Source organism: Caulobacter sp. GW821-FHT12D05 (assembly GCF_058807295.1).
This window is the reverse complement of record NZ_JBXAQO010000002.1, coordinates 319,735-335,198: the sequence shown is the minus strand read 5'-3', so window position 1 is coordinate 335,198 and position 15,464 is coordinate 319,735. Positions and strand designations below refer to the sequence as shown.

The window sequence follows — 15,464 nt, the reverse complement described above, 5'->3', positions numbered from 1 at the left end:
AACGCCCCATCCGCGACCGGAGAATTGTCACGGGCGAAAAACACATTGTCACGGGCGAGCTTGCGCCTGTCTTACCTTGCCTTTGGGGCGAGGTTTGGCGAGTGTCGCGCCGATGACCGACGCCCATGCCGCAGGGATTCTGCCCTGCCAAAATATCGAAAACCTGATCGCTGAAGAGGCGATCACCTCGGCCACGCCGTTCGACGTCGATCAGGTGCAGCCCGCCAGCCTGGACCTGCGCCTGGGCGCGCGCGCCTGGCGGGTCCGCGCCTCGTTCCTGCCGGGCCTGCATCGCAAGGTGCCTGACCGCCTGAAAGACGTGGCCATGCACGAGCTCGATTTGACCAAGGGCGCGGTGCTGGAGAAGGGCTGCGTCTACATCGCCGAGATCCAGGAGCGCCTGGCCCTGCCGATGACGGTGTCCGCGCGCGGCAACCCCAAGAGCTCGACGGGCCGGGTGGATGTGTTCGTCCGCCTGCTGACCGATCATAGCCGCGCCTTCGACGATGTCGACGCCGGCTATACCGGGCCGCTCTATATCGAGATTGCGCCGCAGACCTTCTCGGTGCTGGTCCGGGCCGGCACGCGCCTGAACCAGCTGCGCCTCAAGCGCGGCGAGCCGGCCAAGCTGGCCACCCGCAGCGTCGGCGTCGACCTGACGTCCGACACGGGCATCGTCGGCTTCCGCGGCCGTCGCCACGCCGGCGTCGTCGACCTGGACCACGAGGACGGCCACGACCCGCGCGACTACTGGGAGCCGCTGGAGGCTCGCCACGGCGAGCTGCTGCTGGATCCGGGCGAGTTCTACATCCTGGCCTCCAAGGACGACATCGAGATCCCGGTGATGGAAGCGGCCGAAATGACCCCGATCGATCCGTCGGTCGGCGAGTTCCGCGTCCACTATGCCGGCTTCTTCGACCCGGGCTTCGGCACGGAGGAGGCCGCCGCCGTCGGCTCCAAGGGCGTGCTGGAAGTGCGCAGCCACGAGACGCCGTTCCTGCTCGAGGACGGCCAGACCGTCGCGCGGCTGGTCTATGAACCCCTGACCTCGCGGCCGGCCCGGCTGTATGGCGAAGGCGGCTCGCACTACCAGCGCCAGGGCCTGAAGTTGTCCAAGCATTTCAAGGCCTGGCGCTGATCGACCGCTAAGCTGAGTCGTTATGTCGCGGCGGCCGTTCACTAACGGCTGACCAGAGTCGCGCTTATCTCGGGGCCTAGTTTCGGTCGGGCCTTGAAGAGATGTTCAGTGGCGTATTGAGGCGTCTGTCGCGCGGGGCGATCGCGGCGGGTCTCGTCTGGATGGCGGGCGCTGGCGCTGCCAGCGCCGCCCCGGCGATGTGGGAAGTCCGCGACAAGGATTCCGTCGTCTATCTGTTCGGTTCGATGCACGTGCTGCGTCCGGACGTGCGCTGGCGCACCCGGGCCTTCGACCACGCCTATGCCGTCGCCGACCGCGTCTGGTTCGAGACCCGCGCCGATCTGCCGCCTAGCGAGGTGAAGGTCCTATTCGATCGCTACGGCGTCGACGCGGACCGCTCCCTGACCCAGAAGCTCTCCCCGACGGCCCTGGCCACCCTGCGGCCGGTGCTGGATCGTGACGGCGTGCCGCTGGAGCGTGTCGAACGTCTGCGGCCCTGGGCGGCGGCGATGATGCTGTCGGTCGCGCCGATGACCCGCGAGGGCGGGGCGGTGGCCAGCGGCGTCGACTCCGCCACGACCCAGCGCGCCCGCACGGCCGACAAGCCGATCGCCACCTTCGAGACCTTCGAACAGCAGCTGCGCATCTTCGCCGACTTGCCCGAGCAGGCCGAGCTCGACTACCTGGACGACGTCGCGCGCGAGCAGCTGACCCCGCCGCGTGATGGCGTGGCCCTGGAGCGCGCCTGGCTGAGCGGCGACATGAACCGGCTGGGCAGCCGCCTGGTCGATCGCATGAAGACGGGTCGCCCGGCGCTCTACGACGCCCTGCTCAAGCGCCGCAACCTGGCCTGGGCCGACCGTCTGGACGCCGAGATGCGGCAGGGGCGGGGCACGGATCTGGTGGTCGTCGGGGCCCTGCACATGGCGGGTGGCGAGGGGCTTCCGGCTCTGATGAAAGCCCGCGGCTACAGCGTTCGAAGGATCCAATGAGCTGTCGCAGCGCTTGTCGCGCGGCAACCCGCCGCACCACATCTGGTGGACAGTCGGTGCGATTACACAAATTCTAGCCCTTGTCCTCTCGGGGCGCGACTCAGTCTCGCTTCGACGCGGAGGATGCGGAAAGTCTACGGAGGCCCCCTTGGCCCGTACTGCTCAAGACCCGTTCCTGATCCTGCAAGGCCGCGTCGAGGCCTGGGAGCGGTGTGCGCGTATTCCCGGCTGCGACAAGGCCGTCTGGCGTCAGGACGCCGAAGGTCGGGTCATCCGCTGGTCCGATTTCGGCGACCGTTTCTCGCGTTATGGCTGGGAAGTCGTCAGCCGCCCGCGTCCCGGCATGCTGGGCCGCGCCCTCAAGCGCCTGGAGGCCGTCCACTGGCGCGGCGTCACCGGCGAGTCGCTGTCGGTCGATCCCTTCCTGGGCCGCAAGGCCGCCTGAAACGTCAAGCTTCTCCGTCCTTTAGTCGATACTGCCTGACAAAATGACAACCATGCTTGACATAGTGCGCTCCTAAATGACAAATGTCCTTGTCATTTAGACGGGGTGGCTTGTCATGGAAAAGATCGAAGCGCGTAAGACCAGCCGGGAGGAGATCGCTCAGCGGATCCTGGTCGGTTGCGGGGTCTTCGGCGCCCTGGTCGGGGCTGGCGGCGCGCTGGCGAACCGTCTGGAAATCCAGATCCCGATGCCCGTGATCGCGGTCGGGACGGTCATCGTGATGATCGTGATGGCCGGGCTGACGGCGATCTACTGGCGCATGATCGACGAGGCCGCCCGCGAGGCCCACAAGTTCGCCTGGTTCTGGGGCGGCATGGCCGGCGCGGCCGTGGCCCTGATGATCGGCGCGGTCACGGACTCGGCCTGGCTCACGGCGATGTATGGCGACCTCAAGCCGGCCGGCTGGCTGATCCTGGGCATGGCCGGGCTGCTGATCGCCCAAGCCATCGGCTACGGCCTGGCCTGGGCCGGCTGGTGGCTGGTCCGTCAGCGCTGAGGGAGGGGATCATGCGCAACTGCCAGACTCCCGCCGCCCGCAATTACCTGCGCCGCTTCGTTCCGGCCATGACCAGCTACGTCGTCGTGCTGTTCGCCTCGCTCTGGTTCATCGAGAACCACAACCCCAAGGGGCCGCTGCTGTGGCTGCTGGGCGTGGCGCCGGCCATCCCCGTCATGGGCGTGATCGCCGCCATGGGCCTGTACCTGGTGGAGGAGACCGACGAGTTCCAGCGCGCGATCCTGGTGCAGTCCATGCTGTGGGGCATCGGCATCACCCTGTCGCTGTCCACCGCCTGGGGTTTCCTGGAAAACGTCGGCGTGCTGCCGCACTTCCCGCTGTACCTGATCTTCGCGGTGTTCTGCGGGTCGTTCGGCCTGGCCCAGCCCTTCATCCGGAGGCGCTACCAGTGAAGAACCGCCTCAAGGTGCTGCGGGCCGAGCGCGACTGGAGTCAGGCGGACCTGGCCGAGGCGCTGCAGGTCTCGCGGCAGACGATCAATGCGCTGGAAACCGGCAAGTACGATCCCAGCCTGCCGCTAGCCTTCAAGATCGCCCGGCTGTTCGGGCAACCCATCGAAACCATCTTCCAGGACGAGGCCTAAAGCCATGACCCTCGTGTCGCAATTTTCCAAGGCCTATCAATCCAACCGCCTGGTGCGAGGCCTGGTGTACGGTATCGCCGCCGCGCCGCTTGGCTATCTGTTCGGTCGTTGGCTGAGCAGCTGGACGGACTTCGGGGAGTGGAACCCTGCTTGGCCAGATCTGATGGCCGCGCTGCTGGGCGTGTTCATGGTCGGCATCGGCATGGGCGTCCTGGCCGTCTGCGCCAGCCGCAAGGCGCTGGGCCGGCAGCTGGATCCCGAGCGCGGTCGCCCCGCGACGCCGGCCCAGGTGTTCTTCTACGCCCAGAACGGCGTCGTGCTGCTGCTGGCCGGCGTCATGATCGTCACGCCTGTGGCGATCCGCACCGCCTTCGAGACGGTTCCGGCGCTCGTCGGCTCGGCCGCCATGATCGGCCTGATCGCGCTGTTCCTGCTGCAGACCGCCATGAACATCTCGGTCTGGATCCGCAGCGACGAGTTGATGCGACAGGCCATGGCCGAAGTCGGCGCGCTGTGCTTCATGGTCCTGCAGGGCGCGATGTTCCTGTGGGCGGCCGGCGGGAAGCTGGGCCTGCTGCCGGTCATGACTCTGTGGGACGCCGTGCCCGTGATGATGGCCGTCTATCTGCTGATCGCCTTCGCCGTCACTTGGCGTCGCGGCCTGGCCGCCTAGACCAAACAGTATCCGACAAAGCGTCTCGCTCCATCGGCGTCCTGAAGACGCCGAAGACTTCCGCACGTTCCTATGGGGGAGAAAGATCCCATGCTGCGCAAACGTTTCCACCTGTTCGTCATCGTCTTCGCCATCCTGGCCGCCCTGGGCGTGTTCGGCGGCAACCATGCCCACGCCGCCGACCGGATGACGGTCACCGTCACCGGCAAGGGTCCCGACGTCGTCCTGATCCCCGGCCTGGCCTCATCCGGCGCGGTCTGGGACGCCACCGTCAAGCAGCTGTCGGCCACACACCGCGTCCACGTCGTCCAGGTGGCGGGCTTCGCCGGCGCGCCGGTCGGCGGCAATGCCGAAGGGCCGGTGGTCGACCCATTGGTCGAGGCCGTCGACGGCTACATCAAGGCCAACCACCTGAAGGCGCCAGCCGTGATCGGCCACTCGATGGGCGGCTTCACGGGCCTGCTGCTGGCGCGCCGTCATCCTGAGGATGTCGGCCGGTTGATGGTCGTCGACAGCCTGCCGTTCTTCGCGGTGCTGTTCTCGCCGGCCGCCACGGTCGAGACCGTCAAGCCGCAGGCCGCCGCCATGCGAGACGGCGTCACCGCCATGAGCCCCGAGGCCTTCGCCGGCCAGCAGGCCATGACCGCGCCGCGCTTCGTCAAGTCGCCGGACGGTCAGAAGCTGGTCCTGGCCTGGTCGGTCGCCTCGTCGCAGTCGGCCGTCGGCCGCGCCATGTACGACCTGCTGACCACCGACGCCCGCGGCGAGCTGGCGGCGATCAAGACGCCGGTGACGCTGCTCTATCCGTACGACCCGGCCATGGGCGCGCCGACGGCGGCGATCGACAAGACCTATGCCGACGCCTACGCGGCCCTGCCGGGCGTGACGCTGAAGCGGATCGACGACGCTCGCCACTTCATCATGCTGGACCAGCCCCAGGCCTTTGCTGCGGCGGTCGAGACTTTCCTCAAATAGCCAATCGTCCTTGCGCCGACGCGCAAGCCGCCCAATTCTCAACCTCAAGTCATTCGGGGAATTCCATGCTTCGTCATCTGCGCCGCGCCGCGGCAGGTCTAGTCTCGGTCGTCGCCCTGGGCTTCGCCGGCTCCGCCCTAGCCGAACCCGCCCTGTGGGCGATCAAGGACAAGGACTCGACCATCTATCTGTTCGGCACGATCCACGTGCTGAAGCCCGACACCCAGTGGCGCTCGGCCAAGATCGACAAGGCCCTGGCCGACAGCGGCGACCTGACCCTGGAGATCGTCGGCTCGGACGACCCGGCGGTGATGCAGCCCCTGGTCATGAAGTACGGCATGGACCCGGCCAATCCGCTGTCGGGCAAGATCGCGCCCGACAAGTTCAAGAAGGCCAGCGACCTGGCCCAGGCCAGCGGTATTCCGCCTCAGGCCGTGAACATGATGCGCCCGTGGCTGGCGGCGGTGACGCTGTCGATGATCCCGGTGATCAAGGCCGGCTACGACCCCAAGAGCGGCGTCGAGTTCGTGCTGGCCAAGGAGGTCCGCGCCGCCGGCAAGCCCGAGAAGGCCTTCGAGACGCCCGATCAGCAGATCCGCTTCTTCGCCGACCTGCCGGCCAAGACCGAGGCCGACTTCCTCAGCGCCACCCTGGATGACGTCGACGAGGGCGTGGGCAAGATCGACAAGATGGTCGCGGCCTGGGCCGCCGGCGACACCAGCGCGCTGGAGGCCGAGTTCGTCTCGGAGATGAAGGGCAAGTATCCTGAACTCTACGACCTGCTGCTGACCAAGCGCAACGAGGACTGGGCCAGGCAGCTGAAGACCAAGCTGGCCGGCTCGGGCGTCAGCTTCGTCGCCGTCGGCTCGGGCCACCTGGTGGGGCCGGAGAGCGTCCAGGCGCAGCTGGCCAAGCTGGGCATCAAGGCCGAGCGGGTGGAGTAGGCGTAAGCCTACTCCTTACTCAGCCGCCGCTGGCGCCCGCAGGTAGATCGAGCGTTTCGGCACGCTCATCACCCGTTGCAGCATGGGTTCGAACGCTTCCAGGGGCATCGACTTGAAGTTCGGGTCGAAGGCCTCCTGGTCGTAAACGTGGCAGAACTTGGCCGTGTGCTCGAAGTCCGGATGGTCCCGGAACTGGTCACGCATGTCCCGGTCCAGACCCAGGTGGTGGAAGAAGTAGTAGCCCTGGAAGATCGCGTGGTGGGCCACCATCCAGTGGTTCCGCTCCGACACGAAGGGCTGGAGAATAGCTGCGGCGATGTCGGCGTGATTGCGCGGACCCAGGATGTCGCCGATGTCGTGCAGCAGGGCGCAGACCACGTACTCTTCGTCCTCGCCGGCCTGGTGGGCGCGGGTGGCGGTCTGCAGGCTGTGGTCCAGGCGATCGATGGCGAAGCCGCCGCAGTCGCCCTTCAACAGGTTCAGGTGCGCGATCAGCCGGGTTGGCAGTTCGCGCCCGAACTCCACCGACGCGCCGGCGATGATGCCCCAGTCCTCGGGCGTGCCGTCGGTCATCGCGTGAAATTTGGCGCGCGGATGATCCTCGCCGTCGGCCATCACGTTTCTCCCCAAACGTCTGTTTGAAGTGATCGTGCGCTCGATGAAGGCTGAGGTCAACGCGGTGTGGGGAGGGGCCTTGGAGCGGGCGGGGGGAATCGAACCCCCGACATCAAGCTTGGGAAGCTTGCGTTCTACCTCTGAACTACGCCCGCCAAAGGGACGCTCCGTTTAGCCCGGCTCGTCTCGGTACTCAAGCGGCGGTTGGGGCTGCGTGTCGTTTGGTAAGGCAAGGACCTAATTGCGCCGCAGAGTGCTCCCCTGATGCCGGCCGCAAAGTCATGGGAGTCGATCGTCGCGTGTCAGTTCAGACGGAAACCCCTCGCATGGCGTTTGGCGACGTCACCATCGATGTCGAAACCCGCCGCGTGCGGGCGCCGGGCGGAGCCAGCTGCCTGGAGCCTCGGACCTTCGACCTGCTGATGACCCTGGCTGAACGGCCCGGCCTGACCGCTTCGCGCGACCACCTGATCGAGACCGTCTGGAGCCCCGACCAGGGCTCGCATGTCGCCCTGAACCGGGCGGTGGCCGACCTGCGCAAGGCCTTGGGCGACGACGACCAGGCGCCGCGCTTCATCGAGACGGTGCCGGCCATCGGCTATCGCTGGATCTATGAAGCGGCGCCCGGCAGCACGCCGCCGGCTCAGCGCTGGAGTCTGGGTCCAAGTTGGGTGGCGGTCGGCGCGATGCTGGCCATCGCCGTGGGCGGGGCGGCCAGCGTCGGCGCCTACGCCTGGGCGCAGGACGATGATCCGCCGCGCGCCGTCGCTGAGCGTTAGCGGGCAGTATCGTCCAGGAACGCCGAAGCCCAGACCAGCGGGGCGTTCCAGTTGATCGCCACCTCGTTCTGGGTGAAGGCGCGATAGTCGTCGGTCCAGCAGGTCTGGGGCTTGCACTGGCCTTTCATGGTCTTGGCCACGTCGTCGCCCATGCTGGTCGAGTTGGGCCCTCCCGAGACCACGCCGGCGGGCGGGGCGGGGTAGGCGGCATTGGCCTGCTTGGCCCAGAAGCGGTGGTGCGGGTTCTGCATCGCCCGCGCGCCGAAGCCGGTGACGTACGAGCGATCCAGCGGGTTGCGGCCCAGGACGTAGTCCATGGCGTCGACCGCGCCGTAGCGATAGGCGATCTCGCCCGTGAAATCGTAGGCCAGGCCCAGCACCATGGCGCGGTTCAGCACCGAACTGTTCGAACCCCAGGGATAGCCGGGCGCGGCGTAGGGCAGGCCATAGCCCTGGCCGAGGTCGTCGGACAGGTAGCGGCCGGCGGCGGCCGTCAGGCTGGCGCGAGCCTGAGCGATCTCGGCGGGCTTCAGGCCATTTGGCGCCAGCGCCAGGGTGATCGTGCCCAGGGCGCCGACCGAGCCCCAGCTGATGTCGCCGGTCGCCAGGAACAGCGGCGAGGCGCGCAGCACCTTCTCGGCGTTCGCGTCGCCCGTCGTGGCGTAGAGCTCGGCGGCGGCCCAGTAGAGCTCGTCGGTCAGGTCGCCGTCGCCATAGCCGCCCGAGCCGGTGAACGGACCCAGCTGGTAGATGTCGGGATGGCGCAAGGCGGCGGCGAAGGCGCGTCGGGCGGCTTCCAGGCAGCGGGCCGAGAACGCCGGGTCGATGGTCTTCCAGACCCGCGCGGCCTGGGCGGCGACGGCGACCAGGTTCAGGGTCGCGCCCGTGGTCGGGTAGTAGAGATACCGCACCTGCTTGTCGTCGGCCGGCGCGGTCGGCAGGCCGGTCCAGTAGCGGTCGGCGATCTTCTGGTGGGCCATGCCCGACGCGTCGATGGCGGTCAGTTTCAGCTTGCCGTCGACCGGCTTCTGCTTGCCGACCGGGACCTGCAGAGTCTTGCCGTCGGGGACCTGCATGGCCAGCAGGAAGTTCAGCTCGAAGCGGGCCTCGTCCAGGATGTCGGGGACGCCGTTGGCGTTCTCGGGCAGGGCCTGGGAGCCGTCGCTCAGGGCCTTCAGCGCGGCGGGCCGCTTCAGGACAGCCGCGCGCTCATAGGCGTTGACCAGTGTCCAGACCGAGATCCCGCCGTTGACGACGTACTTGCCGTGGTCGCCGGCGTCGTACCAGCCGTCGCTGGCGTCCAGCGTGTAGTCGCAGCCCGGCCAGACCTGGCCGCGTTCGTCGGCCTGGTCGAAGCAGGTGGCCTTGTCCGGGGCGTGGCCGGCGGGACGGGCCAGGTCCGGCCGCTCGACGAAGCGGGCCTCGATCGGAACGCTGGCGCGCTGCTGGTAAAAGAACGACAGGGCCGCCTTGGTCAGCTTGCCATCGGGCCTGGCGCGCAGGGAGAAGGGACGGCTCTCGGCCGCGCCGACCTTCAGGCGATAGCCGTCGCCGGCCTTGCGAAAGCTCGAGAAGTCGATCTGGTGGACATGCTCGCCCGAGGCGGCGTGGTCGCCGAACGCCTTGGTCTTGCCCTGGGCCACGGTCGCGCCCGACGAGTCCAGCAGCGTCCAGTCCAGGGGCGTCTTGGACGGATCGGCCAGCACGGCGCGCTTGGGGCCGTTGGCTTCCAGCCCGGTCTGGTTCAGGCGGATGGGGCGGGGGGCGTCTTCGGCGTGGGCGAAGCCAGCCAGTACGAGCGCTGAGACGAACGACAGAGCGGCCAGGCGGGTCATCAACGCTTCCTCCGTGGCACATCGACAGTGCGCCTTGGCGGCGAAGCTAGCGAAGTTCCGACAGCGTTGTCACGATCTTTGTTACCGGTATCTATGGGCCCGGAAACGAAAACGCCGCCCGAGATGATCGGGCGGCGTTCGTAGCGGCTCTGGTGAGAGCGCTTAGTTCTGCGGAGCCGGCGCTTCCGGCGGCGGGCCGGGAGGCGGGCCGCCACCTTGCTGGGCGCGGCGGGCGCGCATCTGTTCGAAGGCGGTCTTCAGCTCGGCCAGGGTGACCTTGCCGTCCTTGTCGGCGTCGATCATGGCGAAGCGGTCTTCCGGACGGCCGGCGCCGGTCCATTCGGCCTTGTCGACGACGCCGTCGCTGTTGGTGTCCCAGCGCTTGAAGACGTCTTCCGGAGCCGGCATCTGGCGCGGGCCCGGAGGCGGGCCGTCTTGAGCCAGGGCGGCGCCGGCCACGAGGGTGGAGAGCGCGCCGAGCGCGACGATGAGCTTACGGCTCATAGAGGGGGTTTCCTTCCCGGGGTTAAGTCCCTGGATCGCTGAAATGGGCCTCGATTGTTGCGGCCTTATTTCGGAAAAAGGGCGGGAAAGGACGGGCCCGTAGACCCGTCCTCCGCAGGTTAGAACTTGTACTGCAGCCCCAGGCTGAACTGCCGCCCGGTGTGGGTGTAGACGAAGGTGCTGTCGCGGTCGGAGTCGATGAACTGCCGGTTGAAGCGGTCCAGGATGTTCAGGCCCTCCAGCGACAGCTTGAGGTGCTCGCCGATCTGGTACGAGGCGGCCATGTCGAAGGTCAGGTTGGGCGAGTAGCCCTCGATGTCCTGCAACGGGTTGTTGGCCGGCAGGGCCACGACCGACTTGTCGCGGTACGAGGCCGAGACGCGGGCGCTGAACTTGCTGTCCTCGTAATAGAGCGTGGCGTTGTAGGCGTTCTTGGACAGGCCGATCAGGTCGTTGGTGGTGATGCCGCCGGCTGCCAGGAAGTAGTCGATCTGGCTGTCGACATAGGTGTAGTTCACCAGCGCGCCGGTGTGGCTCAGGAAGCCCGGCAGGAAGGTGAAGGCCTGCTGGTAGTTGACCTCGAAGCCCTTCAGCGGGCCGCCCGGGGTGTTCAGCGGCCGGGTGACGGTGATCGGCGTGTTGTCCGGATCAACGCCCGACGCGCCCAGCAGGGCCAGCGGTAGACCCGTCTGGCGGAAGGTCAGCTGCTGGGACTGGTTCTGAACGTAGGTCTCGATGTCCTTGTAGAAGAAGCCCACGCCCAGGATGGCGCCGGGGGCGAAGTACCACTCAGCGCCGACATCGGCGGTCCAGGCGCGGATCGGGTCCAGGGTCGGGTTGCCCGAGGTGATCGAGGGGGTGCCGGTGAGGTTCAGGCTGCCGCCGGGCGTCAGGAAGCCCAGGTCCGGCCGCGACACGGTCTTGGCGCCCGAGAAGCGCAGGATGAAGTTGTCGGTGACATCGACCGCGACGTTCAGCGACGGCAGGACGTCGTTGTAGCTATGATCGGCCGTGACCTGCTGCGGCGTCAGGCCGATCTGGTAGCCGCGCGACTCCAGCTCGGTGCGGGCGAAACGGAAGCCGACGTCGCCGCGCACGGGCACGCCGCCGATCTGCGTGCGCAGGTCGGCCTGGATGAAGGCCGAGGTCACCTTCTCGTCCACCCGGCGGATGCCGCCGAAATTGTTGACCAGGGTGTATAGGCCGGTCTGGCTGTAGAGGTTCTGGTTGCCGACGAACTTGTCGTAGTCGATCGTCGCCCAGGCGCTGGGGAAGACCCCCGCATTGATGCCGTGGCCACCGAAGCCGCTGATCACCTTGGTCAGGTTCTTCAGCTCGGCCGAGGTGAAGCTGGGCACCAGGAAATTGTTGGCCCGCTGGAACGCCGAGGTGTCGAACGAGAACTCGTCATAGTGGCCGCCGACCTTGACGGTCAGGGCGTCGTCGACGGCCCAGGCCAGGTTCAGGTCGATGGTCTTGTAGATGTTGGTCGTGAAGATCTGCGACAGCCGCACCTCGGCATTGGGGGCGGCGAAGCTGTAGAGGCTGGCGTCGGTGACGTCGAAGCCGTGGGTGATGGTCGGCTGGTCGCGGTCCTTGCGGAAGTCGATCGTCATGCTGGTGTTGGGCCGCTGGAACATGATCGTCGTCGTCATCGGCTGGTCGTAGTCCGACTTCGAGTAGCCGATCAGGCCCCTGACCGTGATCTTGTCGGTCAGCTCGTGCGTGCCCGCCAGGGTGTACTGCTGGAAGACGTTCTGGAACTCGTCGTGCTGGGTGTCGGACCGCACGTCGACGCCGTCGAAGCGGGCGAAGTCGACGTCATAGACGGTCTGGCCCAGGTTGACGCCCGCCGTGTGGCTGGTCCCGGCATTGCGCAGGATCAGCTCGCGCACCGCCGTCTGTGGCTTGCCGTTCTGGCTGATGGCGCGGGCGAACGAGAAGCCCTCCAGCCAGTTCTCCTCGCGCTTGACGTCGTAGTTCGAATACAGGGCGTCGAAGCTCAGCGACGTGCGCGAGGTCGGCTTCCATTGCAGGGCCAGGGTCGCGCCGGTGCGCTCCTGGTTGTGGTGGAAGCGGCCATAGCGGGGCAGGCGGGGGAAGAAGACCGTCGAGCGGTTGGCCTGGTCGAAGACGGTGTCATTGGCGGCCGGACGCGGCACGCCGGTCGCGCAGTTGGCGGCGTCGGTGCCGTTGGCGGCGTTGTCGACCGGGTTCTGCACCGGACGGCCCACGGGCGTACAGAAGCCGCCGTCGACCGTGGCCGGGTTCCAGCCGCCCGAGCCCCACTGGTCTTCCAGGTAACGACGCTTGCTGTAGGCCAACGACGCCTGGGCCCCGAACTCGCCGAACGCGCCGCTCCAGCGGTTGCCCAGCACGGCGGTGAAGCGCGGATCGACCTTCTTGGCCAGGTCGGTATAGCTGCCGGCCGCGCCCAGCACGAAGGTCAGGCCCTTCTGGTCCAGCGGGCGGGCGGTCTCCAGGTCGACCGTGGCCCCCAGCGAGCCCTCGATAACCTCGGCCTGGGCGCTCTTGCGCACCGTAATGCCGCTGAACAGCTCCGAGGCGAAGGTGTTGAAGTCGAAGCCCCGGCCCAGGTTTGCGCCGCGGTCGCTAGTCGTGGCGCCGCTGGTCGACTGGGCTTCCATGCCGTTGATGCGCACGCGGGTGAAGTTCGGCGGCAGACCGCGCACGGTGATCGTCCGACCTTCGCCGGCGACGCGGGTGATCGACACGCCCGGCACCCGCTGAATGGACTCGGCCAGGTTGGCGTCGGGGAAGTCGGCGATGTCCTCGGCCTTGATGGCGTCGACCACGCCCGAGGACTGACGCTTGACGTTCAGGGCGCTCTTCAGGCTTTCGCGAAAGCCGGTGACGACCACCTCTTCGACGGTGGTGTCCTGCGCTTGAGCGCTGGTGGTGGCGGCCATTGCGCCGACAATTGCCAGGGCCAGCAACGAGCAGCTCGATTTCCAGCCCAACTTGGACGGCGACATGAGGACCTCCAGACAGGGCCGGCCCCGCCGCACCCCTGATGTTTCCAACCCGAGGCTCCCGGTTTTCCCGGTTCAGCTCTCTACGTCGCGTAGTCCCGTATGTCGGGATCAAATCTCACAACGTAGATAATATATGTCTGACAAATGACGGAGTCGCAAGATGCCGTAACAAGGGTTGGCTCAGCACAGGCCCCCGCCTGACCTACTCGCGCAGGCCTCTCCGCCCCCAAGCGGGGCGGAGGGAGGGAGGAGTTCTGCGTGGACGAGTTTCATCTCTCCTCCCCGTTTGGGGGAGGGGGACCGGCGCAGCCGGTGGAGGGGCCAGCGCGGGGCCTAGTGCTTCCCGCGGTCGCGCCCGAAGTTCGGCAGGGCGCTTTCCTGGCCCGCCGCCACGATGCCCCGACGGATGGCCCGCGTCCGCGTGAAATGGGCGTGCAGGGTGTCGGCGTCGCCCCAGCGGATGGCGCGGCTCATGGCCTGGAGGTCCTCGGTGAAGCGGCCCAGCATCTCCAGCACCGCGTCCTTGTTGGCCACGAAGATGTCGCGCCACATGGTCGGGTCGCTGGCGGCGATGCGGGTGAAGTCGCGGAAGCCCGAGGCCGAGTACTTGATCACCTCGTTCTCGGTGACGTTCTCCAGATCGGCCGCGCTGCCGACGATCGTATAGGCGATCAGGTGGGGCAGGTGGGAGACGACGGCCAGCACCAGGTCGTGGTGCTTTTCTTCCATCAGCTCGACCTGGGCCCCGAAGGCGCGCCAGAAGGCCGACAGGGTGGCGACGGCCTCGGCGTAGTGCTCGTCGTCGCTCTCGAACGGGGTGAGGATCGTCCAGCGGCCCTCGAACAGTTCGGCGAAGCCTGAGTCGGGACCCGACTGCTCGGTGCCGGCGATCGGGTGGCCGGGGATGGCGTAGATCTTCGACAGGTCCTGGGCGCGGAAGGCCTCGGCGACATTGGCCTTGGTCGAGCCGACATCGGTCAGGGTGGCGCCCGCCTTCATGGCCGGGATGATCTCGGCGGCCAGGCCTGGGATCGACAACACCGGGGTGGCGATGACAACCAGGTCGGCGTCCTTCACCGCCTCGGCGATGTCGCCGGTGATGTGCTCGGCTATGCCCAGCGCGACGACGCGGGCGCGATTGGCCTCGCTGGCGTCGGCCACGGTGACCTCGCCGACGACGCCGTGCTCACGCGCGGCGCGGATCACCGAGCCGCCGATCAGGCCGCAGCCGATGACGGTGAGCTTGGGGTAGAGGATGCCCGGCGCCGACATCTAGCGCCCCATGAACTCGGCCAGCAGGTCCACGACGGCGCGGTTCTGCTCTTCCAGGCCGATGGTCACGCGGATCGCGTCAGGCAGATTGTAGTTGGCCACGGCGCGGACCAGGTAGCCGCGCGACGCCAGGAAGGCCTCGGCCTCGCGAGCCGTCTTGCCCGGCGTGGTCGGGAAGGTGGCCAGCACGAAGTTGGCCGCCGATGGCGTCACTTCCAGGCCAAGGCCGCCCAGTTGCTGGGCCAGCCACGGACGCCACTGCTCGACCAGGGCCAGGGAGCGGGCCTGGAACTCGTCGTCGAACAGGGCCGCGACGGCGGCTTCCTGGCCGGGGATCGAGGTGTTGAACGGCGGGCGGATGCGCTCGATCGGTTCGATGATGTGCTCGGGCGCATAACCCCAGCCCACCCGAAGCGCGGCCAGGCCGTGCAGCTTCGAGAAGGTCCGGGTGACGATCACGTTCTCGGCGGTGCGGGCCAGATCCAGGCCGTCCTCGAAACGCGGGTCGCTGCAGAACTCCGAATAGGCGCCGTCCAGCACCAGGATCACCGACGGCGGCAGGGCCGCGTGCAGGGCGCGGATCTCCTCGCCCGTCAGCCAGGTGCCGGTCGGGTTGGCGGGATTGGCGATGAACACCAGGCGCGTGCGCTCGTCGACGCACTTGACCGTCTCGTCGATGTCGACGCGGTGGTTGATTTCCTTGGCCATGCGGACCTCGGCCTGGCAGGCGCGGGCCCCGATGGCGTAGGCGGCGAAGCCGTGCTCGCCCTGGACGATGTTGTCGCCGGGCTCCAGATACACTTGGCACAGCAGGGCGAAGATCTCGTCGCTGCCGTCGCCGAAGGTCAGGCGCTCGGGCTCCAGCTTGAAGCGTTCGGCCACGGCGGCGCGCAGGATGCCGGCCTTGCCGTCCGGATAGATGTGCATCCGGTCGACGGCGTTGCGATAGGCCTCCTTGGCCTTGTCGCTGCTGCCCAGGATGTTCTCGTTGCTCGACAGCTTCACCGGATGGGCGATGCCTTCGACCTTCGACTTGCCGCCGACATAGGCATGGATGTCCATGATGCCGGGTTTCGGGACAGGGCGAGGCGCGGCGAAGCGATCGGTGGTCATCGGGTTACTCAGTCTAGAGACGC

16 protein-coding genes and 1 tRNA gene are annotated in these 15,464 nt (G+C 67.6%); 10 read left to right on the top strand and 7 right to left on the bottom strand.

Translation table 11 applies throughout. The features are described 5' to 3' along the window. Positions 1-112 precede the first annotated feature (112 nt). The 9 genes from AC1RRR_RS09045 (at position 113) to AC1RRR_RS09005 (ending at position 6,327) form a co-directional block, all read left to right on the top strand. Entirely contained in the window at positions 113-1,138 is a 1,026-nt protein-coding gene (locus tag AC1RRR_RS09045) for a 2'-deoxycytidine 5'-triphosphate deaminase (protein WP_492812366.1), read from the top strand. A 116-nt stretch (positions 1,139-1,254) separates the two neighbouring features. Further along, a complete protein-coding gene (locus AC1RRR_RS09040) occupies positions 1,255-2,130 on the top strand; it encodes a TraB/GumN family protein (RefSeq protein WP_492812364.1) in 876 nt (291 codons plus the stop codon). 148 nt (positions 2,131-2,278) lie between these two features. Then, a complete protein-coding gene (locus AC1RRR_RS09035) occupies positions 2,279-2,575 on the top strand; it encodes a hypothetical protein (protein ID WP_492812362.1) in 297 nt (98 codons plus the stop codon). A 115-nt stretch (positions 2,576-2,690) separates the two neighbouring features. After that, on the top strand, positions 2,691-3,131 hold the full coding sequence (locus AC1RRR_RS09030) for a hypothetical protein (protein ID WP_492812360.1): 441 nt from the start codon (positions 2,691-2,693) through the stop codon (positions 3,129-3,131). 11 nt (positions 3,132-3,142) lie between these two features. After that, positions 3,143-3,544 carry a hypothetical protein gene (locus AC1RRR_RS09025; RefSeq protein WP_492812358.1) on the top strand — a complete coding sequence of 134 codons (402 nt, stop codon included), beginning with the start codon at positions 3,143-3,145 and terminating at the stop codon, positions 3,542-3,544. After that, complete coding sequence (locus AC1RRR_RS09020; protein ID WP_291872351.1) at positions 3,541-3,735, top strand: helix-turn-helix transcriptional regulator; 195 nt, start codon at positions 3,541-3,543, stop codon at positions 3,733-3,735. Before AC1RRR_RS09025 ends, AC1RRR_RS09020 begins: the two co-directional genes overlap by 4 nt. A gap of 4 nt (positions 3,736-3,739) precedes the next feature. Further along, positions 3,740-4,408 carry a hypothetical protein gene (locus tag AC1RRR_RS09015; RefSeq protein ID WP_492812356.1) on the top strand — a complete coding sequence of 223 codons (669 nt, stop codon included), beginning with the start codon at positions 3,740-3,742 and terminating at the stop codon, positions 4,406-4,408. A gap of 72 nt (positions 4,409-4,480) precedes the next feature. Then, positions 4,481-5,383, top strand: coding sequence for an alpha/beta fold hydrolase (locus AC1RRR_RS09010; protein ID WP_492812354.1), 903 nt, complete (start codon positions 4,481-4,483; stop codon positions 5,381-5,383). 65 nt (positions 5,384-5,448) lie between these two features. Further along, positions 5,449-6,327, top strand: a complete 879-nt coding sequence (locus AC1RRR_RS09005) for a TraB/GumN family protein (protein WP_492812353.1) — start codon at positions 5,449-5,451, stop codon at positions 6,325-6,327. A gap of 15 nt (positions 6,328-6,342) precedes the next feature. Here the strand turns inward: AC1RRR_RS09005 and AC1RRR_RS09000 are convergent, their stop codons facing one another. Continuing rightward, a complete protein-coding gene (locus tag AC1RRR_RS09000; protein ID WP_492812351.1) occupies positions 6,343-6,942 on the bottom strand; it encodes an HD domain-containing protein in 600 nt (199 codons plus the stop codon). Between the two features lie 80 nt (positions 6,943-7,022). Continuing rightward, a tRNA-Gly gene (locus AC1RRR_RS08995) sits at positions 7,023-7,097 on the bottom strand. A 171-nt stretch (positions 7,098-7,268) separates the two neighbouring features. On the opposite strand from AC1RRR_RS08995, the gene AC1RRR_RS08990 reads away from it, so the two are divergent. Further along, on the top strand, positions 7,269-7,721 hold the full coding sequence (locus tag AC1RRR_RS08990; RefSeq protein WP_492812349.1) for a winged helix-turn-helix domain-containing protein: 453 nt from the start codon (positions 7,269-7,271) through the stop codon (positions 7,719-7,721). On the opposite strand, the gene AC1RRR_RS08985 is transcribed toward AC1RRR_RS08990, so the two are convergent. The 5 genes from AC1RRR_RS08985 to hisC all read right to left on the bottom strand — a co-directional run bounded on the left by AC1RRR_RS08985 (position 7,718) and on the right by hisC (position 15,441). After that, positions 7,718-9,556, bottom strand: coding sequence for a glycoside hydrolase family 9 protein (locus AC1RRR_RS08985; RefSeq protein WP_492812348.1), 1,839 nt, complete (start codon positions 9,554-9,556; stop codon positions 7,718-7,720). The two genes, AC1RRR_RS08990 and AC1RRR_RS08985, sit on opposite strands and share 4 nt — an antisense overlap. Positions 9,557-9,718: 162 nt before the next feature. Continuing rightward, positions 9,719-10,060, bottom strand: coding sequence for an EF-hand domain-containing protein (locus AC1RRR_RS08980; protein ID WP_492812347.1), 342 nt, complete (start codon positions 10,058-10,060; stop codon positions 9,719-9,721). Between the two features lie 119 nt (positions 10,061-10,179). Next, on the bottom strand, positions 10,180-13,056 hold the full coding sequence (locus AC1RRR_RS08975) for a TonB-dependent receptor (protein WP_492812345.1): 2,877 nt from the start codon (positions 13,054-13,056) through the stop codon (positions 10,180-10,182). A 333-nt stretch (positions 13,057-13,389) separates the two neighbouring features. After that, a complete protein-coding gene (locus AC1RRR_RS08970) occupies positions 13,390-14,328 on the bottom strand; it encodes a prephenate/arogenate dehydrogenase family protein (RefSeq protein ID WP_492812343.1) in 939 nt (312 codons plus the stop codon). Then, positions 14,329-15,441: a histidinol-phosphate transaminase gene (gene hisC / locus AC1RRR_RS08965; RefSeq protein ID WP_492812341.1), complete on the bottom strand. Its 1,113-nt coding sequence runs from the start codon at positions 15,439-15,441 to the stop codon at positions 14,329-14,331. Between the last annotated feature and the right edge of the window lie 23 nt (positions 15,442-15,464).